The organism is Bordetella muralis (genome assembly GCF_965139205.1).
Lineage (GTDB): Bacteria > Pseudomonadota > Gammaproteobacteria > Burkholderiales > Burkholderiaceae_B > Bordetella_A > Bordetella_A muralis.
Window position 1 is genome coordinate 99,217 of record NZ_CBCSIU010000017.1, and the last position, 23,148, is coordinate 122,364.

The window sequence follows — 23,148 nt, forward strand, 5'->3', positions numbered from 1 at the left end:
GCGGCAATCGCCGCANCCCTTTTTCATGTCTGGCGAATCTCACCAGACGGGGGACTTAGCCACCCGATCCAGGCGTGGTCGAGGTGCCCGGGGTCGACGGCGTCGTGGTCGAGCTGTCCGGAGCGGGCGTAGGTGCCGTGGGTGCGGGGGTCGTAGGTGCCGGTGCCGTGGTCGACGGTGCCGAGCCGGCGGGGCTCGAGGTGTCTTCCTTCTTGTCGCAAGCGGTCAGCGCTACGGCCAATACCGAAGCAAGAATCAAGGTTTTGCTGATCATGTTGAGACTCCTGTGAAATGACGATCATGCGGCCCCAAGTCGGGGAAATCAGAATCCCATTAGGGGAAACCAGTAGTCAGGCTACAGGAATCAGGCGAATGCTGGCGTGTAAAAATTAAAGCGGTGGCATCTGAAATGTAACAAGCTTTACTGATGCGTGTTGGGTATTTCTTAATGTTTCAAACGCTTCCTCTCGTCCGTAGTCTGTGGGAGATAGATACGAATTTCTTTCTGTAGGATTTGTGCACAGACAGGCCCGCTCTCGAGTTCCAGTTGGAACTTTAAATTTCATGCTGCCACTCACAATCACAATTAAGTATCTCAATCACGCATCCGGAGCGGACGATGCAAATGAGTGGGCAACTCTTTCTGAGGGAACTCGCACGCCTTTTAGGCGCCCCTCAACCTGAGGACAGTGCCGTCCTCTATCTTACGCTCGAGAGCGATCAGCAGGTCACAGTCAGTCTGGAGACTTCCAGCATCGAGACGGTGCTCTTGTATACGGAGCTAGGCGGCGCACCCAGTGGTGACGCGTTTCTGCAGGACATGGGGCACGCCAATTTTCTCGGGGCCGGCACGGAAGGCGCTGTGCTCGCCCTGCGGCCGGATGATCCTGTGGTATGCCTTTTCAAGAGTGTCCCTACCGGCGTCCATAGTCCAGATGACTTTTTGCCTCTTCTCAAGACATTTTGCGAAGTTGCCGTCAATTGGCAACAACGATTGCGAGCTTATTGATTAATGGGCGGCCTGTCCGAGCGATATGCCGCCGAGTGATTCTATTAAAGCAATGGAGTGTCGAGATGGTCGGCAAACTACTTTCTACAACCTTTTCCCAAGATGCCCTGAACGACGCGGTGGTTGCGCAAACGTCCTCGGACAACAACTCCCAAAGCAATGAGTTCGGCACACGATCTACCGTTTCAGCATGGGGTTTCTGGGGCTGGCTTGGCTACCGTGTTCACACGGCGTCGACGTTAGATCAGCAGCAAGAACTGTTCAAGCAACTCAAATCCGAGCTTCGGGAAAAGTATCTGGACATTCCGTTTATAGACGATGAGGCGGAGCAATACGCCTCTATATTAAATTCTGAAATCAGTAGCGCAGAAAAAAAGGGATCGTTCCGTGGCACCGATCAAACAATGGCGTCGATCGTAGTGGTCCGACTCGCTGCCATCGCACGGATCGAAGCGGAGATTGATCTCCTTGCCTCTCAAAAGGGCGCATTCCTCACGCCCAGGAAGATTGCCGAGCTCAAAAGCAAGGCCGAACTCCAAATTGCATCCATCACGATGAGCGGACTGAGACGCTATCGTCCGCAATCCACGGGCGGCCGTGTGTCAGACGCTCAGAATTTCGATCCTTTGAAAGACTATAAGGCTCTGCTACGGCGGTGTCAGACCGGATCAGAGGTCATTCGCCTTACTACGAACAGCGACATGTCGAGTCAGGGAAATCAAGGCGCTATTGAGGCTAGGCGTAGCGTAACACGTCTGATGCTTGCTCCTCAGGGAAGCGTTCCCACTGAGGAAAGCGTGGCCGAGAGAACTCTGGCGCACTGCCTGGCATCGCTTAAGCTGGCCTATTTTCGAAATGGTAGCGTGGACGCAGTCAGTACCAAAGAGGTGGCCTTCGATCGACTCGTCAGTAAATACGTAGAAAGCAGATTAATTGACAAGAAGACCGGACGGCTCTGTGATCTCACGAAAAACGACTTTCAAGCGTTAGAGCGATTGGCTTTCAAAAATCGGTCGACCGTAGGCCGTGCCGAAAGACCGTTTAATGAGATGTTCGGAGCTAGTGCGGGAGACCCCGCCCACTCTCGCTACTCGGGATTCACCCTCGAGAAGGACGCGGGTGTTATTCATTTGATCACTGAGAGCCCTCGGCACGCAGCCATGTATATCGAGACATTGGATCCCGAAATGCATGTGTGGAAGCTTACCAAACTCGATTTTTCTTACATAGCGGACCCGTTACGGCCAGCCCCGTCTTTGTTTGAGAAGCTCACGGATGAGTCGCTGTTCCGTGGGACGATCAGATTCGCGGAGGGGACTGTGACTCGGAGCATGAACGGAGAGGCTGAGTATGAAATGACTAATCCGACGGTTATTTCAGCGGCAGATCTGAAAATCGGTAAATCTGTTCCTACCAACCTGTTGGGCATGGGGAGCGGAAAAATGAAGGATGTCACCAGCATACGTTTGCCGATGATAGAGATAAAAAAAATCATCGAGACCGCGAAAATCCTGCGTGAAAGTGAGATAAAGGAAGAGCCGAATGATGTGCCCTTCTATCATCTTTACGGCAGGAATGCTTCCACGGAAGAGTTGAGCAAGGAGCTCAAGAGCTACCAACATAAGCAGGCCAGTGCCATGCAGGAGCTCGTTCGCATCCAAATGCTGTTGGATCATTTCGCCGAAACGAAACTCGACAGCAAGGAAGCGGTCGCCATCCAGGCTGCAGCCGCTGCCCAAGCTGCAGCTCCCGCGCAAGCTGCAGCCGTCCCCGTAGAGAGGCCATGGTGCCCGGAGGTACTTCAATCGCTTCGCGCTCAGGGGCTCCTTGGGGGACTATCGCTCGAGCCGCTGCAGAGTCAGCCTGCCGACACGCCAATGCGCAGGGCTCTCGGGACTATGAGGGAGCGAATCGGAACCGTAGAGGAAGCATACGTCGCTACAGACAAGGCACGAGTAAAGCGAACAGATCTGGAGAGCCGCGTTAGACAAGAAGCCCATCGTTTCAGACACAGCGTTAAAGGGTTGCTGGAGGACGGCAAGGGACTTTCAGCTAGCGAGCGCGAGCAGCTTGAGAAGCTTTCCCTACCCAAGGTCAATGGTTTGTTGGCGGGCCTTTGGAATAACCAACGTATCATTCATCAGCTGTCTCACAAAATTGAGAAACTATCGAACATCGAAACCTTGGAGTTGGATCTCAAGGCGGTTCGGAAAGAACTACAGATGCGGGAAGTGTCCAAGACTATCGCGAACGAGTATTGGCAAAGCGCGAACGACAGGCTTGCTGCCGCGATGCGAAAACTCAGACCCGACAATTGGGAGGCCACCCCCAGTTCGGACGAACTCAAGAGGTATAAGAAGAATGGTTCCTTCGAAGCCATATATGAGCAGTTCGTAAAGGACGCTATTGCGACCCAGCAGGAAAAGCTCGCCTCATCCGATCCTCGTCGAGTTGACTTGATCATGGCGCGCATCCGAGAAAAGGCAGCTCGTCAGCCGACGTCTGAGCACAACTCGCTTTCAGAGGCGTTGACAACGCAGGACTTTGAGCCGCTTGCCGCCCGACTTGGCGAGTTGAAGCCGGCCGGCTGGCGCAAGAGCTGGACGGCGGATCGGCTTAGAGATGTATTTTTGACCGACGCCGAACGGCTCAATGACTATATTGATAACCTGAAAACAGCGCCAACGTCCCTGGAGGACAACATCAGATTGGCAGTAGAGGCCGAGAGAATAGTACGCGACTCGCTACCACCGCCGTCAGTGGTTCGCGCCAAGAATCCCGACGAAGTTGTGGCCGGAATCCGAGCAAAGAATTCCGACGAAGATCTGGCCAAAATTCGCATCAGGAATTTCGGTGGCGAGCTACCCGGAGTTCCCGTTCCGATGAGCGACGAAGCGCTCGCCGAACTGGCAGCCGCCCTGGAGAGCCGGTACAACATACGCAGCGCTGAAATGATCAAGGGGGCGGACGGCTTTACCGCGACCGATGAAAAAGGCCGCCTTGCCGTGCGGGCGGGGAATTGTGCGGATTGGGTGCGCAGCATGATGTGGCTGGCGGGTGTGAATATCGAAGGGATAAAGCTCGCCTCAACGTCCAGCATCATTCCTGACCGTTACAACTTTTCTGATCCACAGGTACTGTCTCGTGGCCGGTACGATAGCTTCCGTGTTGGTTTTGCTCGTACTGGATTCAAGCTGCATGAAAAAACACCGCCATCGGTGAAGGAAGTTTCGCCCCAACCGCGGACTGCACTACAGAACCTGGATGAGTTGCTGATGCAGCGGCGCCGGCATGGCGCCCAATATGATCTCAATGGCCTCATGCGGCCGTGATGAGCGTGCAGCCGCGTCGCCGTCTCGATTCAGGATACTGATTGAAACCATGAGCATGAATGCAATGACGAGCTCTGAAGCGCACCTCAAGCAGTTGAGCGCGACCTTGGGTTTGCCGCTCTCCTTCGACGAGGGCGTCTGTACCATCGCGCTGGACGACGCCCTTATCCTCTGTATCACGAACGACGTGGACCGGGGGGCGTGGATGATCAGCGCCCTATTAGCCGACGAAGGTCAGATGGAGGCGCTGAATCCGCAAGTCTGCCTGTACATGAACTTTCTGTTGCACATGCGCGATCTCGGGGCTATCGCGCTGACTGACCGCTATGGGCCAATGTTTCTCGTTCATCGTCTGCCTGTAGCGCGGATGTCCCATGATGATGTGGTCAGCCGCATGGAGGACTTTATCGAGGCGTGGCGTCTGGTGAAACTGCGGTTGTTCTTTCCCGAACGAGCCGACGGCGACCTGGGTGTCGAGTCTGACGGTGACGTCGACCGCGAGATAATCGTAGCTTGATTGAACCTTTCGGCACGGTTGCCGGCGGCTTAGACCTGCCGATAATGCAGCCAACCGGCATCCAGCCAATCCGTCAGACATTCACGTTCATCCTCGCCCAGCTTGCTGCAGCGTGGGTCGTTGCATTGCAGTTGGCGCGCATCGGCCAGGGCACGCAATGCAGGGTGCGCAGCGACAGTGGCCGTCTCGCCGTTGATGAATAGCTGCTTGCCGCGATATAGCATGCGGCTGCGGCGATCCAGTTCCAAATAGCCGTTCTCTGGCCATTCTGTTGCCAGGTCGACGAGCGGGCCGTCAGCGGGTTCAAAGACGCTGAGGTTGCTGGGCTCGGTCAGCCAGCATCCTAGAAAACGTGAGGCTAGTGCATCATCGAAACGGACCTTGGCCAAGGTATCCAACGTTGCTTGTACCAAACCGTCGGGCAGGGCGGCAGGTGTTTCGACGGCAGGTTGGCCGGGGTCACGATATAGCGCATCCAGCTTTGGGCCAGGTAGCGCCGGTTCACCATAGGGGCCTCCCAGCAATCCGACGCGAGCCATGGCCTGGTCCGCTGCCGCCTCGAGCAGGCCTCGCGCCAAAATGGCCTGCGTAGGCGCCCGAAACCCGATCGAAATCGTCATGCAGTCACCGCCGACGGCAACGCCATCGTGTGCTGCCTGTGGCGGCAAATACAGCATGTCGCCCGGTTCCAGGATGACATCGTGCTCAGGCGTGAAGTTCTGCAATATCTTTAGCGGCAGGTCCGGCTGCAAGGAAAGATCCTTCTGCCGGCCATAGCGCCAACGGCGGCGCCCCGAGGCTTGCAGCAAGAAAACATCGTAACTATCGAAATGCGGTCCCACGCCGCCGCCATCCGAGGCCACGCTGATCATGACATCATCCAGGCGTGCATCCGGAATGAAACGGAACAACTGCAACAACGCCGTGGCGGCATCGTCGTGCAGATCCACGCTTTGCACGAGCAGCGTCCAGTCCGGCTCCGCGGGTTTGGGCAGGCGCGCAAAGGGGCCGTTTTCCATTTGCCAGGTGCCGTCTTCGCGCCAGATCAGGCGTGATTCCACATCATCGCGGCGCGCCAGCTTTTTCACATTCGCAATGCTGACGGGCGGTTTGAAATTCGGAATCGCCTGCCGGATCAGCAACGGCTTGCGCTGCCAGAAGCGACGCATGAAGTCGGCGGCGCTGATGCCGCCAAGCAGAGTCAAGGGTTCGTTGATGTTCACGGTAGGCAGGCTTTGAGACGATAAAGGGCTTCCAACGCTTCGCGCGGCGTCAGGCTGTCGGGATCGATGTGGGCCAGTTCGTCACGCAACGTGTCCAACGCCGCCGATTGCTCGGAACGATCGCTGGCGGCGTTGGCTTGCGCGTCGGCGTCCAGGGCAGCGGCGAATAAACCCAGTTGCGGCGTAGGGGCGCCTTGGGCTTCCAGGCGTTCCAGTTCGCGTGAGGCATGGCGAATGACCGCTGCGGGAATCCCGGCTCGCTGGGCGACTTGAATCCCGTAGCTGCGACTGGCAGGGCCCTCGCGGACCTCATGCAGGAACACAATGCCTCCCGCGGATTCGGCGGCGGCCAAGTGCACGTTGGCGGCGGTGGGTTGTTCCGCAGGCAGACGTGTCAATTCAAAATAGTGCGTGGCGAACAGGGTCAGTGCCTGGTTGTGCGTGATCAGACGCAGCGCAATCGCCCATGCCAATGCCAAGCCATCATAGGTGGAGGTGCCTCGGCCGATTTCGTCCATCAGCACCAGACTATGCGGCGTACTGGCTGCCAGGATTGCTGCGGCTTCGGTCATTTCCATCATGAAAGTCGAGCGTCCGCCAGCCAGATCATCTGCCGCGCCGATGCGCGTGAAAATCCGATCCAGTTTGCCGATGGTGGCACGCTGTGCGGGCACAAAACTGCCCGTACGTGCGAGCAATGCAATCAAGGCGATCTGCCGCATGTATGTGGATTTACCGCCCATGTTCGGGCCGGTGATCAACAGCATGCGGCGTGTGGCGTCGAGCGAGCAGTTGTTGGGCGTAAAGCGCTCGATCGTACGCTCTACCACCGGATGACGGCCTGCCTCGATGGAAATATCGGCCTGCTCGGTCAACTCGGGTGCGACCCAGCCATGACGGCGAGCATGTTCAGCCAATGCGGCTAAGGTATCCAATTCCGCCAGTGAGACGGCGCACTCCGAGAGCGGGCGCACGAACGCTGCCAGTGCATCCAGGACTTGCTCGTATAGCCATTTTTCCCGAGCCAGCGAGCGGTCCTGGGCGGACAGGACTTTGTCCTCCCAGGACTTCAGTTCAGGCGTGATGTAGCGTTCGGCATTCTTGAGCGTCTGGCGGCGGCGGTAGTCGTCGGGCACCTTGTCGGTCTGGCCCTTGGTGACTTCGATATAAAAACCGTGCACGCGATTGAACTCGACGCGCAGGTTATTGATGCCCGTCCGTTCCCGTTCACGAGCTTCCAGCTGCAGCAGAAAATCTCCTCCGTCCGCCGCCAGCGCCCGTAGCTCGTCCAGTTCGGCATCGAAGCCGGTAGCGATGACGCCGCCGTCGCGAATGGCGACAGCCGGCTCTTGGGCAATCGCACGGCTCAGCAGGTCGCCAATGGCCGGGTCCAGCGAGAGATGGGCTGCGAGCTGCGCGAGGCGAGGCGTGTTCTCCAGCGGCACGATCAACTCGCGCAACGCGGGCAGGGCAGACAACGCGTCTCGCAAGCTGGCCAATTCTCGTGGGCGCACCGATCTCAGCGCCAGACGCGAGGCGATACGTTCGACGTCGGGAAATGCATCCAACGCATCGCGCAGCGTTTCCAACAAACCTGCCGCGCCAAAGGTTTGTTCCACATCCATGCGGCCTGCCAGCAGGGCGGCGATGGCTTGTTGCCTGGCCTGGGCCGGTGCGTTGTCGCGCAGGGGATGGTGCAACCAGCGTCGCAGCAACCGGCTGCCCATCGGCGTCTGGCAACTGTCGAGCAACGAGAACAAGGTCGGGGAGTCTTCGCCGCTCAGGGTCTGCGTCAACTCCAGATTGCGGCGCGTGACCGGATCCATCAATACATATTGGCCGGGGCGGTCAACGGCAATGCTCTGCACATGTGCCAAGGCCTGCGATTGCGTCCGTGCGGCGTAGCGCAGCAGAGCGCCCGCTGCGCAGATGGCTGCCGGCATATCGTCCACGTCAAAGCCCGACAACGTATCGGTCTTGAAATGCGCCAGCAGATGCGCACGTGCACCATCGCTTTCGAAGTGCCAATCCGGAACGCGCGTGCGAGCGCCGTCGAACGCCAAGGGCAGCTCGGCGCTTTCCGCATAGACCAGTTCGGCGGGTGCAATGCGATGCAATTCCGACTCGATCTGCGCGGGCGCGCATTCGGTCACGCGAAACTCGCCGCTGGCCAAGTTCAACCATGCCAGTCCGGCGCGTTGGTTGCGTGCCTTACCGCTGATGCAGACAGCCGCCAGCGCACGGTCGGCTTTGGCCGGCAGCAGGGCCTCGTCGGTGAGAGTGCCGGGCGTGACAATGCGCACGATGCGCCGTTCGACTGGACCTTTGGATGCTGCAGGGTCGCCGATTTGTTCGCAAATGGCGACGGATTCACCCTGGGCAACCAGACGGGCCAGGTATTGCTCCATGGCGTGCACCGGAATGCCCGCCATGGGAATCGGCGTGCCGTTCGAGGCACCTCGTTTGGTCAACGTCAGGCCCAGCAAACGCGCACCACGCTCGGCGTCTTCGTAGAACATTTCATAGAAGTCGCCCATGCGATAGAACAGCAGCAACGGTCCCGCCTCGGCTTTGAGGCGTAGATATTGCTGCATCATCGGCGTATGGCCGGCCAGGGAGTCGGTAGGGGATTTTTGCGGTGCGGAATTCATGCCCGGTATTGTATCGGGCCTCGGCATTTACGCCTCAAGGCGACGCGAGTGTAAGCACCGGCTCGGGAGATTAGTCTGATTTGGAATGGTGGCTGGTTGAATATCCAGCTGTCATGGTTGGACGCAAATAAGATCTCGGGTATGCAAATCAAACTTGCGTGTTGATTCCCCCGTGATATGTGAAGAGCGATTCGGCGATGGCGCTGCCCTCGTCTGTGTGTATGTGCTGCAAGATCGACGAACACATGCCGGGCTTTGTCGATGCCGCCTCGCCGACATGGGGAGTTTACCCTCTATACCTGAACGGATATAATAATGGAGCAGAAACGTAAGCTTCTCTATTGGGAAGGTTCGTCAAAAAAGGATTTCAAGGAATTTCCGATCGAGGTGCAGAAGGACATGGGCGTGGCGCTGTTTGTAGCTCAGTTGGGTGGTACTCCAGATTCAGCCAAGCTATGGAAGGGGCTCGGTTCCGGAGTGTACGAACTGGTGGATGATCATCGGGGCGATGCCTTTCGCGCGGTTTATACCGTACGGATATGTGACGCTGTGCATGTACTCCACGCTTTCCAGAAAAAATCCAAGACCGGGATCGCCACGCCGCAACCGGACGTGACGTTGATCGAAAAGCGGTTAAAGGCAGTGCTCGCCCGCTATGGGACGAACAGGAGAATATGATGACTCGTATCGATCATTCCAAGGGTATCGACAATGTGCTGCTGGATCTGGGTTTCGATGATGCCACGGAGCTGTCAGCTAAGGCTGCGCTGGCACTTAAACTCAATGAGTTGATCGATCAACGCGGTCTCAGTCAGATCGAGGCGGCGGCGATCATTGGTATGACACAACCGAAGGTGTCCCAAGTCCGCCGTTACAAGCTTCAAAACATTTCGCTCGAACGGCTGATGCAAGCGCTGGTGTCACTGGACCAGCATGTCGAAATCGTGGTGCAACCCGCACGACGCGCCCATTTGCCAGGCATCACGGTTGCGGCCTGATCCCACGTCGCCGTCCCCATACCGACGGAATAACTAGATGAGCGGGGCATTGATCCTGTAGTACCTCGATGACCTGACTGGCGACGGCACGCGCGGTGCGAGCCAGGGCTTGTTCCGTACTGCCTCCTGCATGAGGCGCCAGGACGACTTGTGACATGTGCAGTAACGGCGAATCATCAGGGGGCGGCTCTTGTGAAAAAACATCGAGACCTGCTCCACCGATCTGGCCGGACTTCAGATGACGCTTGAGTGCCTCCTCATCAATCAGATCGCCACGAGCCGTATTAATCACCAGAGCCCCTGGTTTCATGGACGCGAGTAAGGCATCCGTCAGTAACGGAGCTGTTCCCGCACGAGACGGCCGATGTAAGGAAAGAATATCCACTTGACTGACCACGTCCGCCAGACTATCGACGACTTCGAAACCGTCGGCGATAATCTCACGGGGCGCGACCGAGGGAGAGTAGACGCGAACCGTCATCCCAAATCCACCAGCTGCCATCCGCGCCAATAATCGTCCGATCTGGCCGAAGCCGACGATGCCCAGCGACATGCCGGAAAGCTCATACAGGCCCGGCTCATACCGCGCATCCCAATTGCCATTGCGTACGGCCTGATCCAGTGCCACCGTGCGTTTGACTAGCGCCAACATCATCGACAGGGCCAGTTCCGCCACGGAGCGCGCGTTGGCGCCGGGAGTGTTCACGACAGGGATTCCCAGCCGTTCGGCTGACCCGAGATCAATGGCATTGGTACCCGCGCCGTGGCTGCCGATGATACGCAGTTTCGGAGCGGATTCGATGGCGAGCGTGTTCAAGCCCGCATTGCGGGTAATGACAGCATCGCAGTCTCTAATGGCATTGGCGACGTCTTGCATGGATGCAGATTTGGGGGTGATGCAGGTGATGCCCGCTGTGCGCAGCATTGCCAGGCCCTGTTCATGAATGGGTTGGACGATCAGACATTTCATCGATGGATTGCCTCGAGAAATCCCGGCATTCATGCCGGAAAGAAAAAGGAGAGCCGTTGTGTATCTGTAGGCACTACCAGGGACTCTTGATGACTAAATAGCAGCGTGGTCAGCGGCGAGAATATCGGATAGCAATTGCGTCGCCACCGCGAAATCCGATAGGTCCATGGCCTCATGAGGGTTGTGTGAGCCGTTTTGATTACGCACGAAAATCATGGCGGTTGGAATGCCCTGTTGCGCGAACACCGCCGCATCATGTCCTGCCCCGCTGGGCATAGTCAGTGCAGGGATGGTGCGGGCCGAAGCCATGGCGGTCAATTGGGCGATCAGCTTTGTGTCCATGAGAGCGGGTTGCGAGCCCGTCTTGGGGCCAAAGTGCACCTCGGTTGAGGTGGTTCGCGCCGTTTCCAATGCGTGATCGCGCAACAATTGATCAAACCGCTCGAGCAGGGGGATGCTAATGCTGCGTACGTCGATGCAGCAATCCAGTTCGCCGGCCACTTTGCTGAAGGCATGCTGAGCCGGGTTGGTCGATAGTTGGCCTACTGTCACGACGAGGTCCTCGCCAGCAGCCTCAAGGTCTGCCCAGGTTTTATCCAGCGCGGTCATCCATAAGGCCGCGGCACGCACGGCATCGCGCCGGTAACGCCGGTTGACTGCACCGGAATGTGCGTATTCGCCGATCCAACGCATGTCGCGATATCGAAAGCTGCCGCGGATGCCGGTAACGATGCCCACAGGTATGTCGGCTTCGACCAGAGTCGGACCTTGTTCGATGTGCAACTCGACAAAGCGATCGATTCCGGTGGGATGTAGCGCAGCACGTCCGAATGCGGCAGGGTCAATAGACAATGTGGCCAGATGTTCACGTAGCGTCTGGCGGGTATCGGCGCGTGGTAAGTCGAGCACGGAGGCGTCGACCAAACCAAAAGCGGCCTTGCTGCCCAAATAGGAGTAGGGAAACCAAGTGCTTTCCTCTGCACGAATCGCCATGACGGTAACGTCTGTTTCCGGGCGGTAGCCGGCCATATGCCAACCTGCCAACACCGCCAGTCCTGCAACCACTCCTGCCGCCCCATCGAAATTCCCGCCGGCAGGTACAGAGTCCAGATGCGAGCCTGTCAACCGCATGGGCCGATCCCGATAATGTCCTGGCAAGGTGATGTAGAGATTGCCACTGGTATCAACACGGGTTTCCAGGTCTAATTCGCGCGCCGTGTTTTGCACCAAGTCGTGGGCGCGTTGCTCTCCGGCACCGTAGGTGTCGCGGGTCATGCCCAGTCCGTCGAACGACTGTGTACGCAGGGTCTCGAAAAGGCGGGCTGCCAAATCGATATCGGGATCGGGAAGATGGTTCATGGCTTACACCAATGAGTAATCTGCGCGGGTGATTGGCGCCAGGTGGTCGGTGAGCAATCGTCCATAACCTGGGATCGCGTTGGACAAACCCAGCAGGCGCAAGCATGCCCAGAACGTGGCCTGATTGCTGGTGACGACAGGTTTGCCGAGTTCGTCTTCGATAGCGGCGATCATATCGAGTGTGGCCAAGTTGGTGCACGATAGAAAGATGGCGTCCGCATCAGTGCGATCGATGGCTCGGGCCAGCTGGAATGTAGATTGTGGCGGCACACGCCCGATATCACGCCTTTCTTCCTGTGTATGGCCTAGATCCAGGCCTTGGATCGATACCACATCAAAGCCATATTGTTCCAGGAAATCGCGCTCGCGTTGATTGACGAAATCGATATAGGGCGTACCTACTGCGATGCGTTTGGCGCCTAATGCACGTAATGCCGCTACTGCCGCGCCCGCGGTGGCGATGGCCGGGACGCCGACGCGCTCGCTCATCCCATCGCACAGTTCGTCCAATGAGCAGACAATCGAACCGGATGTGCATCCGTAGGCCACGACGTCCACTTCGGCAGTCTTTATCAGATCGGCGGCTTCAAGCACGCCTTGTGCCATGCGGTCGTAGTTCTCCTGTGTGGCAGGACCTGCGTTGATGGCACGGCCCGTGTGGATTGTGACGCCTTCGGGGGCCAGACGGTAGAACTCCGGCTCATTGATGGTGTTGGTCGATGGGACGATCAGCCCAATTTTCGCGCGCCAACCATAGGGACGGTATTGCGCGGTCGTTTTCATTAGCGTTTGAACGGGCATTATGCGGTTTCCTCGCGCGCTGCTAGGCGTTTCAAGCCGGCGGCCGCCGTGTTGAACGTATTGAACAGGGCGTTGACATCGTTGCTGAACGGCATCCAGCGGATACCGCGGGCGATCCAACGCTCGGCGGCATTCAAGTCTTGGCAACTGAAACCCCAGGGAATGCCGTGCTGGCTGCATGTGGCGATGACATGTTCGACGGCCTCTTGGTACAGCGGGTGTTGCATATCACCCGGAATGCCAAGATCCTGGGTGAGATCATCGGGGCCTATCATGATGGCGTCCAGGCCTCGCACTTGGCAGACACGGTCCAGATTATCCAACCCGACTCGCGTTTCCATCATGGCGACAGTGGCGGTGTTGGTGTTGATCTCCGCGGCCTGGGATAGGGGCGATGACAGTTTGATGTAGTCCGTGTGCGGTCCCCGCATGTTCAGAATGCGTTGTCCATCGGGATAGTATTTCGTGTAACGCAGGATCTGTTCGAGTTGCTCCGGCGTCTCGATATTGGGCAATAGCAGACCCATTGCACCGGCATCTAGCGGACGCGTGTAGTCATGAGAGTCCGACCCTGCGGGGCGTACGACGGGTACGATCCCCGCCTCGCGCGCTACTAGGCAGAGTGTCGCCACATCAGCGATCGAAAAGTCGCTGTGCTCCATTTCGATCAGCACGAAATCCAGGCCCGTCGTGGCGAGCAGTTTCATAAAGCGAGGGTGATGCACCATGGTCGCCCAGGTGCCAAATACAGGCTTGTTCTGAGTCCAAAGCTGCTTGAGTGGGTTTTGTTTCATGAGGCGGCGGTTTCCGAGGTAAAGGACATAGTGCTGAATTTGAGTGCGGCCTCGCTCATGTATTGAACACTCGCATCCCAGATGGTGTGCCCGAGGCTGGCGCTGGCATGGGTGGGATCGCCCTGTGTGCCGATGGGGGCGTAGTCGCTGATGTCGCTGAATACCGCAAAGCTGGATTTGCCTAGCGACACTTTGCCACTGCTGACAGTCTTGACGTCGGCAGTGAAGGGGCGCAGCGATTCCGTGGCCCGTGCGCGATCCATGAAAACCAGCTCCGGAAACTTGGCCAATGCGACGGAGGTCACCATCTCAGAGGCATGGCCGCTGGGCGAGCGTTTCGTCTGAAAGCTGTCGCCTGCCACATCGCGCATGATCGAGAACACATCGATCAGGCCACCCACCGCGTCGTATTTGCGACGCAGATGGCGGCAAACGCTTTCGATCGGTCCCAGTGAGCCCGCGTGGATATTGATGAAAAAGAAATGGCGAAATCCCTGGCCGGCCAAGGCATCGCACATGTCTTTTAGATAGGATTCGATCGTGTGCATTTCCACCGACAAGGTGCCGGGGTAGTCCAGAAACATGGCCGAATAATTGACGGGAACGATGGGTATTACCGCCAAGCCTGTACGCTCACCGATCTCGGTCGCAATGGATTCACAGATGCGCAATTCAGTGCCTGTAGCCAGATGGCTGCCGTATTGTTCGACGGCTCCGACAGGGATCAAGACGGTATCGCGTTCTGCCAGATAGGCTCGGATGTCATCGTAGGGATGCTGATCTGTTCGCATAATGCAGGGCCTGTTGTGTGCAAGAAAAAAGGGAGCTGTTCACTGTTGCCAAGGCTTTACCGTCCACAGCTCGCGTAACTGCTGGTCGACTGCTTTCAGACTGGCGACATATTCGTCGCGCTTGAGATAACGCAGAGGTTGAAATGAAGCCTTGGCGCGGCTGAGATAGGTTTGATCATGATTGCATTCATCCACGGCTCGGCTCAGGTCGGCGATCACCTCCGCTGGCATGCCGCGCGGTCCAGCCAACCCTCGCATCGAGCCGCCAATGACCTCATAGCCCGCGTCGTGAAACGTCGGAATGTCCGGTGCCTGCTCGGCCCGTTTGTCACCCATCACGCCTACAATGCGCCAGGGTTTACCGTTGGCAAATGTGATGGCTTCACCCAGGTTGGCCATCGTGCTGTCAACGACTTTGCCGAGCAGTGCCACACTGGCGGGAGCGGCTCCTTGGAATGGCACGGGAGAAAGTTGGATACCCGCTGCATGTTCGAGCGAGAGCGCGGAGATGTGTCCCGCGGAGCCGACTCCTTGTGTGCCAACGGTGATTTCACCGGGTTTGGCTTTGGCTGCGGCAATTAGGTCCTGGATCGAATGTATGGGACTGTCTGCATGGACGCTTATCGTGCCGGGGTCTTCAACAAGGTTGGCAATGAAGTCGAAACTCTCTAGCGTATAAGCCGTTTTGCGTTCGATAGGCAGGCTGATCACGCCAGGGGTATTGACCAGACCGATTGTGTAGCCGTCGGGCTCAGCTCGAGCCAAGGCCGTCAGGCCGATATCACCCGAAGCGCCCGGTTTGTTGAGGACGACAATGCGAGCCGAATCGAGCTTGGTTTCCATGCAGGCGGCAATCGTGCGGGCCGTTTGATCCGAACCCGCGCCAGCAGGAAAAGGCACGATGAGATTGATGGGATGAGCGGGGTAGGCCGCCGAGCAGAGTGCAGGCAAGGCAACGAGGGCGCAGCAGAGGACTTTGTTCATGGTGTGGGACTCCAAGGGGTTCAACGGTTCCATGGGGATGCTTTCCACAGGGCCTGGAATTGCTTCTGCTGTTCCTGCAGCACCCTGTTGTACTCGTCTCCGGGAATCACCCTGGTGTCCTGCTCCGCCTTGTGTGCGTCCTCGATGAACAAAGGATCGTTGGCAGCTTTTGTTATTAATGCGGCGACTTGCTGTCGGCGCTGTGCCGTGATGGCCGCCGGTGCGCCAATGCCGCGCAATGAGCCGGCTTGTAATGCGTATCCTGATTCTGCCAACGTTGGCAGCTCGGGCGCCGTGGCGGAGCGCGTCGCTTTCATGACGCCCAACGTGCGCCAGGGCGAGCCTTGGGAAAACGCCAGTGCTTCACTGAGGTTGGCGGTGGCAATATCGATGTGTTTGCTGAGCAATGCGGTGCGTACGTCGGCGGTCCCTTTGAATGGGACGTGGCGTAGCTTGATACCAGCGGCCTGTTGGAGCATGAGCATGGCGATATGCCCGGCCGAGCCTATGCCGGCTGTCCCGTATGTCAGGCCGTCCGGGCTGCGTCTGGCCTCCTCGACGAGGCCAGAAATGGAATGAATAGGCTGATCGGCATGGACGCTGAATGTCGCGGGATCATCGACCAGGTTGGCGATGAGGGCGAACGACGCGAGATCGAATTGCGCTTGCCGTTCGATGGGAATGGTCAGCACATTGGGCGTGTTGATGATGCCTAATGTGTAGCCATCGGGCTCGGATCTGGCTACGTAGCTCATCCCGATTTCGCCACCTGCGCCAGGCTTGTTCAGCACGGTCACGGGTTGACCGGATTGCCGTTCCAATGCGCGGGCAAACAGACGAGCGGTCAGGTCGGTGCCGCCCGCCGCAGTGAACGGCACTACCAGCGTGATGGGTTTAAGTGGAAAGTCCTGAGCAAACACCGGTGTGCACGCGATCACGCTATGGATCGCGAGCAGCCCGGATAAGACGCAAAAGCGGTGCATGGCCCCTCCGGATAGGAAGAAAGTGAAAGTGGACGACTTGCACTCAGGCCATGATCAGCCCGGCGAGGGCGCCGGGATCTCTGTATGAGGACCTCTTTTGAGAAAGCGGAAATACATCATGATTAAAACCCCCTTGTGATTTTTTAAGCTTTTGAATTCAAACAAAAACTTTTGCCTTGTCCGTATTCTTCGACACGTCAGGCGTGGTAGGCGCCAACGGAAATTGAACAATTTCGTCTAGCCTGGAGAAGATGGTATATATAGATTAGGTAATTGAAAAACTCTATTTTTTTGTGTGATTCACAAATATTATTTGTGCGCCTATGTTGAAAGAGCTTCGCACACTAGTGGCCGTCGCCAAGCACGGCAGTATTACGGCCGCTGCACAGCACATCGGCTTGACTCAGGCCGCTGCCAGCGCGCAGATTCAGCGCCTGGAAGAGTCCTTGCAGACATCGCTGTTTGATCGCAGAGGACGCCAAGTGAAGCTCAATGCTGCCGGTGCAGACGCCGTGGCGCGAGCGACCCAGATACTGCATCTTTATGACGAGCTGTGCGATCAGTCCCAACGCACGGCGTTGCGTGGGCATTTGCGATTAGGGGCGATTCAGAGCATGCAGCGTCAATACCTGCCTCGCATCATTCAGGCATTGGTCGGTGAGTACCCTGATGTCAGTACTCATCTGGAGCTGGGAGGCTCTATGCCGTTGTTAACCCTGGTCGATCACGGCAAGCTCGATGCTGCGATCGTGGTAAAGCCTTTCTTTGCTTTGCCGCCCGAGTTGAAATGGGTGCCTTTACTGCAGGAACCATTCAAAGTGATCTGCCCGGCGCATGTCGGGGGCGATGATTGGCGGCAGATTCTGAGAACGTTGCCCTTCATCCGGTATGACAGCGCGTCCTTTGGCGGACGGGTCGTCGATCGTTTTTTGCAGGGCCAGCGCCTGGTTCCTAAATATCAGGTGGAGTCACAGGACGTAGACGCCATCCTGGAGATGGTGGCGTCTGGGCTGGGCGCCGCACTGGTGCCGATTAAAGATGTGGGGCGTCATCAGGCATCCGTTCGCGTTCTCGATCTAGGCGAGCACCAACTGCATCGCGAGGTCGGCGTCGTGCATCCGGCCAACCAGCGGCAGGCGCAACTCGTGGCGCAATTTGTGCGAGTCACTTGCGAACAGGTGCGTGGATCTCCGTTCGTGCATCCGCTGTTGGAGTGAAGTCGACTGGCGAGATGCAGAGATTAAGTGGGCGTTGATCTAGATAATGCCCATACGCCATCTGGACGTCCATGCATGACACGCAGCGCTGTCATCTGTGCCAGCCCCAAGCCCAGACAACTGACCCGAATAATGCTGTCGCATCCACTTCCAGCGGCGCCGCGGTGCCGTATGCCCACCACCGTAGCGACGGCACCGTCCACGCGATCGGCGACGTGAGAGGAATGGCCAGCGTACTCAACGACGCTAACCACAACAGATGCACGCTGGCGTGAGCCGGGCAAGCAGGCAAGCGTGGTTACGCGTCGGTTCGGGAGGCGGGATCTCGTCGGAAAACGTGATACGAGGACGTGGATCCACTGGCGCATTTTTTTGGGGGAAGGTGCTGCCGGCGGGCAGGGGGGAGATAAAATTCCTGAGTTCTAAACAAGAATCAATCTTATAATCGGACTTTAGAAAATTCTTCCTTCTATGCGGTTTTGTGTCAATATTGACAGTTAGCTGAAAAAAGATGGCTGGGCGCGGGCTGCCCAGCGGGCTGGTGATACTGCATCAGCGCAAGACTCGCGTATCAAATATGACGATAGAACGGATTCACATCGCCGGGCGTATTGGGGCGGCTTTGCTGGGAGGCTATGTCTTCACCTGGGGTGGGATCGCCTTGGGGGTCGCCGGCCTGTTTGCGGCAGGGATGGAGTTTCACGACGCCGAGCACTTGTGCAACATCCTGGGATTCCTGGTGTTCCTGGTGGTTTTTCTATGGGCGTTTGCCGCCCGCAGCATGCCGCGCGTGTGGTTGGTGCTATTGGGTGGTGGCGGGTTGATGACGGCATCGGCTTCCTTGATTCAGCACATGCTGATCTGAACCGACGACAACTAAAAAGAGACCGGAGTCTCCTATGTTCCAGAATTTACGCCTCAGCATGGCCTGGTTGCACACCTGGTTCGGCCTCGTGCTCGGGTTTGTGTTGATGATCGTGTTTTTCTTTGGCGCCTTGTCGGTGTTTGACCGCGAGATCGATCGCTGGGCGATTCCGTCCTCGCGGTTCGAGGCGCAGCCTATGCCGTCGTTTGATCAGGTGCTCAAGCCTGTTTTCGAAACGATGCAGCCCTCGGCCGAACGGATCGATCAACTGCGCAACAAGGTCAATGGCCCTGTCCCCACGCACTTTACGACGCCGTCAGTCTGGGGCGCGTACACCACGCATCGGGATCCCGTGCTGGGGTTGTTCGTCGGCTATGAGGTACCCAACGCCAAAGAGCACGATACGCGTGTGTTTGCGTTGCGCACCATTGATCCGCGTTCCGGAGCGTCTTTGCCGGATGACAGACTCAAGATCGGCAGCGGCTTTTTCTATCCCATGCACTACAGCCTGACCTTTTATTGGAAGGATGTCGGCTATTGGATCGTAGGGTTGGCGGCGCTGATCATGTTGGCGGCTCTGGTCAGTGGCGTGATCATGCATCGCAAGCTGTTTCGCGAGTTGTTTACATTCCGGCCCAATAAAAACAAGCAGCGCAGCCTGCTGGATCTGCATAACCTCACCGGCGTGGTGGCGTTGCCGTTCCATTTTTTCTTTGCTTTTACGGGCCTGGTGATCTTTGCGGGAATTTACTTCCCCATCACGCATACGCAGCTAGAGCCTTTGCATGAGTTGCACGAGCGCCTGGATGCCGAGGAAACGGGACTGCCGCATGACCGGGCCGGTGTTGCTGCGCCGATGGCTTCTGTCGACGCGATGGTGGTCGAGGCGCAACGCCGCTGGGCAGAAAAGGGCATGGCCGGAGAGGTTGGGTTCTTGGCGATGCGGCACGTCGGTGACGCGAACGGCTATGTCAGTATCTATCGCGCCGGCACGGATCGTATCGCCTTGACCGGCGAAGGGATTCACTTCAAGGCGTCCACGGGTGAGCTACTGCGCGAGGATCCGCCGAGCAGCGCGGTCGATAGCGTCAACGAGTTTCTGACAGGTCTGCATTTGCAGCACTTCCGTCATTGGTTGCTGCGGTGGCTGTATGTGTTGGGCGGACTGATGGGGTGCGTGTGCATCGCCACGGGCTTTTTATTCTTTGTCGAAAAACGCAAACGGCAGCACGCCAAGCAGGGCAGCCAAGGGGCCCGAGTGGTGGATGCGTTGGCGGTGACCACGGTTACGGGCATGGTGGTGGCGACATTGGGGATTCTGATTGCCAATCGATTGCTGCCTGATTCCATGGGAGCAGGCTGGCCGGAACGGCAGGCGATGGAACGCTATATTTTCTGGGGCGTCTGGGCGCTCGCCATGGTGCATGCGTTCTGGCGGTCGGCGCCAGTGGCGCAGGGACGGCTGAATCCCGCTTGGCGTGAGCAGTGTCTCGCGGTCGCGGGACTGGCCGTGGTGGCGGTGTTGCTTAACTGGACCACGACGGGCGATCACTTGCTGCGCACGTTGAGCGCGGGCTACTGGCCGGTGGCGGGTGTGGATTTGTTTATGCTGGCAGGCGCAGTGGTCGCTTTGTTTGCGGCTCGCAAACTGAAGCAGCGCACGCAACGAGCGCCCGTGTTGCAGCCAGAGTCCTCGGGGCCTGCACATGCCTGATAGCTTGACGTTGTTGTTTGCCTTTGTGCTTGCCCTATCCGGCATGGGGTGGCTGGCGCTGGCGATGGAGGCGCACTGGGCGCAGGTCTATGACGAGGCTGTGTGCTCGCCTGCACTGGCGCGACGGCTCCGTTGGCTGGGTGGACTGTCTCTGCTAGGGGCTTTGCTGCTGTGCCTGGCGGTGGATCACGCGACGATGGCGGCACTGGTCTGGTTTATGACTTTGGCCGCTGCAGCGCTGGTGGTCGCCTTTACGCTGTCTTGGCGCGCACGTTGGTTGGCGATATTGCTGCCGGGAATTCGTGCCGGGCTGAACTAGACGCGAGCGCGCCCAGGGTAACCCGAGCCCGCTCGCCCACGCTATGCGTTTAGCAGCGTTGTTCGTTCAACTTGTTGATCAGGTTGTTGAAGTCCTGGGTAAAGCTCTGCACGTCCATTTGCATCGGACCCATGAGCATGCCTTGGCCGCGCTGGTAGTCTCCGCGCGCGGCGTGTGCAATTGCGTTGCGGCCGCTGCTCAGAAAGCTGTTCATTGCCATCGTCATGCTGGAGCAGCCGCCGGGCTTGGCTTCAGTCACTTTCTTGTTCCAGCCGTCCACCATTTCAGCGGTCTTGTTCAGGCTTTCCTTGAGAGCGTCCGTGGCTTTCTGCTCGCCCTTCGTTTCAAAGAAGGCATCCGAACGATTGGCGGCCTCTTTGGCGTACACGATCAGGCCGGCGCGGTAATACTCGAGAGTGTCTTTGGGAGCCTTTTCAAAGGCTGCGCGCGTGTTGATCTCATCACGCTTGGCGATCGCCTCAAAGAACGCGTTCTGGGTCTTGGCGACCTCGGTCAGCGCAGCGACAAATTCTGCTTCTTTTTCCTGGGCCTTTTTGCCGTCGTCGGCCAGGAAACCTTTTGATTCCGCGTAGTTGCTCAACTCGGCATTGATCGGCTCGAGCTTGGCCAAGGCATCTTTCAGCGGCTTTCCGGTGGCGTCGAGCTCAGGCAAGTCGCCGGGCAGGGCCAGGGCCTTGTCCAACTCTTCGCGCGTGGTCTTGATGTTGTAGGTGCTCACCACCGAATAATTGGCCAGCGGCTTTTTATTCTTGATATCGTCCGCGTAGTATTTCAAGTGATCCGCGAGATCCTTGGCAAACGAGTTGCCGTTGGCCGCGTCAATGAACGCGTTGTACTTGATGATGTCCTGTTGCTCGGCGGAAACTTGCGCAGCGTCGGCTTGTTGGGCGGCTGGCTTGTTGTCGTCATTGCAGCCGCTCAGAATCAGCGTGCCAGCAACAAAGAGCGCAGCGAACAGGGGTTTCATTTGAAAAGACATATAGACTCCAACACAGTTGCCGGCCCGACGGCAAGCTGCGTCATTGAACGTAGGGGTGGAACGAGACAACCGTCGTATTCAGATATTCGTCAGGAACATTGACGCGCCGTGACGCACAGGCGAGAGACCTGCGCAAGAGACTGATGGTGAAACATCAGACAGAGAGAGGGCAATGCCTATATTCAAGACACCGGGCCGGCCATGCGCAATCGGATGGCCTTTTTTTGCTGCGAAAAAAATTTGCATATCGACGGTCAGGCTTCACATCGCCTAAAGGCGTTTTTGTCAGCCTATGAGGCAGGCGGGAGTGTACGCCTTTAATAGGGATGGATCACCCGGATGACAACAAAAGAACTGTAAAGATACGTTTAGTTATTCGTGTGCATCAAATTGATGCATGTGCGAGGCCATGAATAAAAAATTCTGGATATCATTCGCCGCGATGCGCACGTTTGGTGCCGCGTTCCCGTTTATCAAAGGAAAAGAAGATGTTTCCCTCTCGCATATTTTCGGCTTTCTTCATGGCGGTATTCGCTCTGGCCTTGACGGCATGCTCCAGTGGCAAGCCGGAGTCGACAGTAGAAACGTTTTACGAGGCCGCCGCGAAGGGTGATGTAGAGAAAGCCACAGAGCAAATCTCGTTTTCGAGCGTTCCCGCCGCGCAGATGATGGCTGCCAAAGGAAAAGTGCAAATGATCGTGGGCGAAATGCAGGCACGCATTCAAGCGAACGACGGCTTGGACAGCGTAGAAATTCTGGAGTCAAAGATCAACGAAGAGGGCAAGCTGGCCACGGTCCGCTCCAAGGTCAAATTCAAGAACGGCAAAGAACAGACCGAAAACCATCGCCTGATCAAAGAAGACGACAGCTGGAAAATCCTGTTGAAATGAGCTCGGCTCGCGCGCGCCGGCTGGCCGTGCTGTGTCTCGGCGGCTGGCTGATATGGACACACGCCTATGCTGATGAAGTGGTGCTGCCCGACGCCGCGCAACCTGGCGATCTGATTTTTCGCGAGGGCACCGAGCCCGTCAGCGACGCAGTCATGGCGGTGGACGGCGGCCCGTTCAGCCATGTGGGGATGCTGATCGGTCAGCCGGGCAACTGGCACGTGCTGCATGCAACCCCCTCTGAGGTACCGGGCCGGCCAGACGGCGTCGTGTCCGATACCTTGGCGTTTTTCGTCGACGCCAAGCGCGCAAAACGCTATGCCATCTATCACGTGGACGCCGATGCGACGCATCGCACCCGAGCAATCCAGGACGCGCAGGCCATGTTAGGCAAACCCTTTCGCGTAGCAGATCCCGCGGGTACATACTGCACCGTATTAGTGTGGAATGCCTGGCGCCAAGCCGGCATAAATCTCGATGTGCCCTTCACCCGATTAAATCTGCCACTGCTGAACGGCGAATACCTATTGCCCAGTTCATTGCTGGCATCAAAGAAACTACATCCACTCACCCCCTCGCCCAGGGCCGAAGAGTCATCATCCGCAATGTGAGCACAACGCCAGCCAGGGGCTGCCTTGTACAGGCTGTGCCGGCCCGTTGAGTCCGCCGAGTCACCTTCATCNGGCGGGGGGCAGTCGGCTGGGCATGTTTGAGCGNAGCGAGTTTGNCCAGCC

The 23,148-nt window shown here is 57.6% G+C and carries 22 protein-coding genes; 11 read left to right on the top strand and 11 right to left on the bottom strand.

Features of this window, described 5'->3' with window-relative positions; all coding sequences use genetic code 11:
• Nucleotides 1–55: 55 nt before the first annotated feature.
• Nucleotides 56–274, bottom strand: a complete 219-nt coding sequence (locus ACNA0I_RS20645; RefSeq protein ID WP_415807902.1) for an endopeptidase — start codon at nt 272–274, stop codon at nt 56–58.
• 351 nt (nt 275–625) lie between these two features.
• On the opposite strand from ACNA0I_RS20645, the gene ACNA0I_RS20650 reads away from it, so the two are divergent.
• The 3 genes from ACNA0I_RS20650 to ACNA0I_RS20660 all read left to right on the top strand — a co-directional run bounded on the left by ACNA0I_RS20650 (nt 626) and on the right by ACNA0I_RS20660 (nt 4,858).
• On the top strand, nt 626–1,009 hold the full coding sequence (locus ACNA0I_RS20650) for a type III secretion system chaperone (RefSeq protein WP_415807903.1): 384 nt from the start codon (nt 626–628) through the stop codon (nt 1,007–1,009).
• Nucleotides 1,010–1,074: 65 nt separating this feature from the next.
• Entirely contained in the window at nt 1,075–4,341 is a 3,267-nt protein-coding gene (locus ACNA0I_RS20655) for a hypothetical protein (protein ID WP_415807904.1), read from the top strand.
• A 64-nt stretch (nt 4,342–4,405) separates the two neighbouring features.
• A complete protein-coding gene (locus tag ACNA0I_RS20660) occupies nt 4,406–4,858 on the top strand; it encodes a CesT family type III secretion system chaperone (RefSeq protein WP_415807905.1) in 453 nt (150 codons plus the stop codon).
• Between the two features lie 29 nt (nt 4,859–4,887).
• Here ACNA0I_RS20660 and ACNA0I_RS20665 read toward each other — a convergent pair whose 3' ends face one another.
• Both ACNA0I_RS20665 and mutS read right to left on the bottom strand, forming a co-directional pair.
• On the bottom strand, nt 4,888–6,027 hold the full coding sequence (locus ACNA0I_RS20665) for a ribosomal protein uL16 3-hydroxylase (protein WP_415807928.1): 1,140 nt from the start codon (nt 6,025–6,027) through the stop codon (nt 4,888–4,890).
• Nucleotides 6,028–6,077: 50 nt separating this feature from the next.
• Nucleotides 6,078–8,732 carry a DNA mismatch repair protein MutS gene (gene mutS / locus ACNA0I_RS20670; protein WP_415807906.1) on the bottom strand — a complete coding sequence of 885 codons (2,655 nt, stop codon included), beginning with the start codon at nt 8,730–8,732 and terminating at the stop codon, nt 6,078–6,080.
• 315 nt (nt 8,733–9,047) lie between these two features.
• Between mutS and ACNA0I_RS20675 the strand changes: the two genes are divergently transcribed.
• Together ACNA0I_RS20675 and ACNA0I_RS20680 are read left to right on the top strand one after the other, a co-directional pair.
• Complete coding sequence (locus ACNA0I_RS20675; protein ID WP_415807907.1) at nt 9,048–9,410, top strand: type II toxin-antitoxin system RelE/ParE family toxin; 363 nt, start codon at nt 9,048–9,050, stop codon at nt 9,408–9,410.
• Nucleotides 9,410–9,730 (top strand): helix-turn-helix domain-containing protein, encoded by a 321-nt coding sequence (locus ACNA0I_RS20680; RefSeq protein WP_415807908.1) that lies wholly within the window; start codon nt 9,410–9,412, stop codon nt 9,728–9,730. Before ACNA0I_RS20675 ends, ACNA0I_RS20680 begins: the two co-directional genes overlap by 1 nt.
• Here the strand turns inward: ACNA0I_RS20680 and ACNA0I_RS20685 are convergent.
• The 7 genes from ACNA0I_RS20685 to ACNA0I_RS20715 form a co-directional block, all read right to left on the bottom strand.
• Entirely contained in the window at nt 9,714–10,700 is a 987-nt protein-coding gene (locus ACNA0I_RS20685) for a hydroxyacid dehydrogenase (protein ID WP_415807909.1), read from the bottom strand. The two genes, ACNA0I_RS20680 and ACNA0I_RS20685, sit on opposite strands and share 17 nt — an antisense overlap.
• A gap of 93 nt (nt 10,701–10,793) precedes the next feature.
• On the bottom strand, nt 10,794–12,059 hold the full coding sequence (locus tag ACNA0I_RS20690) for a Zn-dependent hydrolase (protein WP_415807910.1): 1,266 nt from the start codon (nt 12,057–12,059) through the stop codon (nt 10,794–10,796).
• 3 nt (nt 12,060–12,062) lie between these two features.
• Nucleotides 12,063–12,860, bottom strand: coding sequence for a maleate cis-trans isomerase family protein (locus ACNA0I_RS20695; RefSeq protein WP_415807911.1), 798 nt, complete (start codon nt 12,858–12,860; stop codon nt 12,063–12,065).
• Nucleotides 12,860–13,654 carry an HpcH/HpaI aldolase family protein gene (locus ACNA0I_RS20700; RefSeq protein WP_415807912.1) on the bottom strand — a complete coding sequence of 265 codons (795 nt, stop codon included), beginning with the start codon at nt 13,652–13,654 and terminating at the stop codon, nt 12,860–12,862. Before ACNA0I_RS20700 ends, ACNA0I_RS20695 begins: the two co-directional genes overlap by 1 nt.
• Nucleotides 13,651–14,445 (bottom strand): creatininase family protein, encoded by a 795-nt coding sequence (locus ACNA0I_RS20705; RefSeq protein ID WP_415807913.1) that lies wholly within the window; start codon nt 14,443–14,445, stop codon nt 13,651–13,653. The genes ACNA0I_RS20700 and ACNA0I_RS20705 overlap by 4 nt, the downstream gene beginning before the upstream one ends.
• A 39-nt stretch (nt 14,446–14,484) precedes the next feature.
• Complete coding sequence (locus tag ACNA0I_RS20710; protein ID WP_415807914.1) at nt 14,485–15,429, bottom strand: tripartite tricarboxylate transporter substrate binding protein; 945 nt, start codon at nt 15,427–15,429, stop codon at nt 14,485–14,487.
• Nucleotides 15,430–15,449: 20 nt separating this feature from the next.
• Nucleotides 15,450–16,412: a tripartite tricarboxylate transporter substrate binding protein gene (locus ACNA0I_RS20715; RefSeq protein WP_415807915.1), complete on the bottom strand. Its 963-nt coding sequence runs from the start codon at nt 16,410–16,412 to the stop codon at nt 15,450–15,452.
• A gap of 323 nt (nt 16,413–16,735) precedes the next feature.
• On the opposite strand from ACNA0I_RS20715, the gene ACNA0I_RS20720 reads away from it, so the two are divergent.
• From ACNA0I_RS20720 to ACNA0I_RS20735, 4 genes are all read left to right on the top strand, one after another.
• Nucleotides 16,736–17,629: a LysR family transcriptional regulator gene (locus ACNA0I_RS20720; protein ID WP_415807916.1), complete on the top strand. Its 894-nt coding sequence runs from the start codon at nt 16,736–16,738 to the stop codon at nt 17,627–17,629.
• Nucleotides 17,630–18,206: 577 nt separating this feature from the next.
• Nucleotides 18,207–18,494 (top strand): iron uptake protein, encoded by a 288-nt coding sequence (locus tag ACNA0I_RS20725; RefSeq protein WP_415807929.1) that lies wholly within the window; start codon nt 18,207–18,209, stop codon nt 18,492–18,494.
• Nucleotides 18,495–18,528: 34 nt separating this feature from the next.
• Nucleotides 18,529–20,208: a PepSY-associated TM helix domain-containing protein gene (locus ACNA0I_RS20730; RefSeq protein WP_415807917.1), complete on the top strand. Its 1,680-nt coding sequence runs from the start codon at nt 18,529–18,531 to the stop codon at nt 20,206–20,208.
• Nucleotides 20,201–20,527: a DUF3325 family protein gene (locus ACNA0I_RS20735; RefSeq protein ID WP_415807918.1), complete on the top strand. Its 327-nt coding sequence runs from the start codon at nt 20,201–20,203 to the stop codon at nt 20,525–20,527. Before ACNA0I_RS20730 ends, ACNA0I_RS20735 begins: the two co-directional genes overlap by 8 nt.
• A gap of 49 nt (nt 20,528–20,576) precedes the next feature.
• Here the strand turns inward: ACNA0I_RS20735 and ACNA0I_RS20740 are convergent, their stop codons facing one another.
• Entirely contained in the window at nt 20,577–21,527 is a 951-nt protein-coding gene (locus tag ACNA0I_RS20740) for a DUF3829 domain-containing protein (RefSeq protein WP_415807919.1), read from the bottom strand.
• Nucleotides 21,528–22,015: 488 nt separating this feature from the next.
• Here ACNA0I_RS20740 and ACNA0I_RS20745 point away from each other — a divergent pair, with 488 nt between their 5' ends.
• On the top strand, nt 22,016–22,417 hold the full coding sequence (locus ACNA0I_RS20745; protein WP_179266627.1) for a DUF4878 domain-containing protein: 402 nt from the start codon (nt 22,016–22,018) through the stop codon (nt 22,415–22,417).
• Nucleotides 22,414–23,025, top strand: coding sequence for a YiiX/YebB-like N1pC/P60 family cysteine hydrolase (locus ACNA0I_RS20750; RefSeq protein WP_415807920.1), 612 nt, complete (start codon nt 22,414–22,416; stop codon nt 23,023–23,025). Before ACNA0I_RS20745 ends, ACNA0I_RS20750 begins: the two co-directional genes overlap by 4 nt.
• Nucleotides 23,026–23,148: the final 123 nt, after the last annotated feature.

Excerpts from the sequence above, each read along its gene's own strand:
- ACNA0I_RS20720 (WP_415807916.1), top strand. The coding sequence starts at position 16,736 with ATGTTGAAAGAGCTTCGCACACTAGTGGCCGTCGCCAAGCACGGCAGT.
- ACNA0I_RS20740 (WP_415807919.1), bottom strand. The coding sequence starts at position 21,527 with ATGTCTTTTCAAATGAAACCCCTGTTCGCTGCGCTCTTTGTTGCTGGC.
- ACNA0I_RS20680 (WP_415807908.1), top strand. The coding sequence starts at position 9,410 with ATGACTCGTATCGATCATTCCAAGGGTATCGACAATGTGCTGCTGGAT.
- ACNA0I_RS20700 (WP_415807912.1), bottom strand. The coding sequence starts at position 13,654 with ATGAAACAAAACCCACTCAAGCAGCTTTGGACTCAGAACAAGCCTGTA.
- ACNA0I_RS20650 (WP_415807903.1), top strand. The coding sequence starts at position 626 with ATGAGTGGGCAACTCTTTCTGAGGGAACTCGCACGCCTTTTAGGCGCC.
- ACNA0I_RS20710 (WP_415807914.1), bottom strand. The coding sequence starts at position 15,429 with ATGAACAAAGTCCTCTGCTGCGCCCTCGTTGCCTTGCCTGCACTCTGC.
- ACNA0I_RS20660 (WP_415807905.1), top strand. The coding sequence starts at position 4,406 with ATGACGAGCTCTGAAGCGCACCTCAAGCAGTTGAGCGCGACCTTGGGT.
- ACNA0I_RS20730 (WP_415807917.1), top strand. The coding sequence starts at position 18,529 with ATGTTCCAGAATTTACGCCTCAGCATGGCCTGGTTGCACACCTGGTTC.
- ACNA0I_RS20665 (WP_415807928.1), bottom strand. The coding sequence starts at position 6,027 with ATGCGTCGCTTCTGGCAGCGCAAGCCGTTGCTGATCCGGCAGGCGATT.
- ACNA0I_RS20655 (WP_415807904.1), top strand. The coding sequence starts at position 1,075 with ATGGTCGGCAAACTACTTTCTACAACCTTTTCCCAAGATGCCCTGAAC.
- mutS (WP_415807906.1), bottom strand. The coding sequence starts at position 8,732 with ATGAATTCCGCACCGCAAAAATCCCCTACCGACTCCCTGGCCGGCCAT.
- ACNA0I_RS20750 (WP_415807920.1), top strand. The coding sequence starts at position 22,414 with ATGAGCTCGGCTCGCGCGCGCCGGCTGGCCGTGCTGTGTCTCGGCGGC.
- ACNA0I_RS20735 (WP_415807918.1), top strand. The coding sequence starts at position 20,201 with ATGCCTGATAGCTTGACGTTGTTGTTTGCCTTTGTGCTTGCCCTATCC.
- ACNA0I_RS20705 (WP_415807913.1), bottom strand. The coding sequence starts at position 14,445 with ATGCGAACAGATCAGCATCCCTACGATGACATCCGAGCCTATCTGGCA.
- ACNA0I_RS20715 (WP_415807915.1), bottom strand. The coding sequence starts at position 16,412 with ATGCACCGCTTTTGCGTCTTATCCGGGCTGCTCGCGATCCATAGCGTG.
- ACNA0I_RS20645 (WP_415807902.1), bottom strand. The coding sequence starts at position 274 with ATGATCAGCAAAACCTTGATTCTTGCTTCGGTATTGGCCGTAGCGCTG.
- ACNA0I_RS20725 (WP_415807929.1), top strand. The coding sequence starts at position 18,207 with ATGACGATAGAACGGATTCACATCGCCGGGCGTATTGGGGCGGCTTTG.
- ACNA0I_RS20675 (WP_415807907.1), top strand. The coding sequence starts at position 9,048 with ATGGAGCAGAAACGTAAGCTTCTCTATTGGGAAGGTTCGTCAAAAAAG.
- ACNA0I_RS20690 (WP_415807910.1), bottom strand. The coding sequence starts at position 12,059 with ATGAACCATCTTCCCGATCCCGATATCGATTTGGCAGCCCGCCTTTTC.
- ACNA0I_RS20695 (WP_415807911.1), bottom strand. The coding sequence starts at position 12,860 with ATGCCCGTTCAAACGCTAATGAAAACGACCGCGCAATACCGTCCCTAT.
- ACNA0I_RS20685 (WP_415807909.1), bottom strand. The coding sequence starts at position 10,700 with ATGAAATGTCTGATCGTCCAACCCATTCATGAACAGGGCCTGGCAATG.
- ACNA0I_RS20745 (WP_179266627.1), top strand. The coding sequence starts at position 22,016 with ATGTTTCCCTCTCGCATATTTTCGGCTTTCTTCATGGCGGTATTCGCT.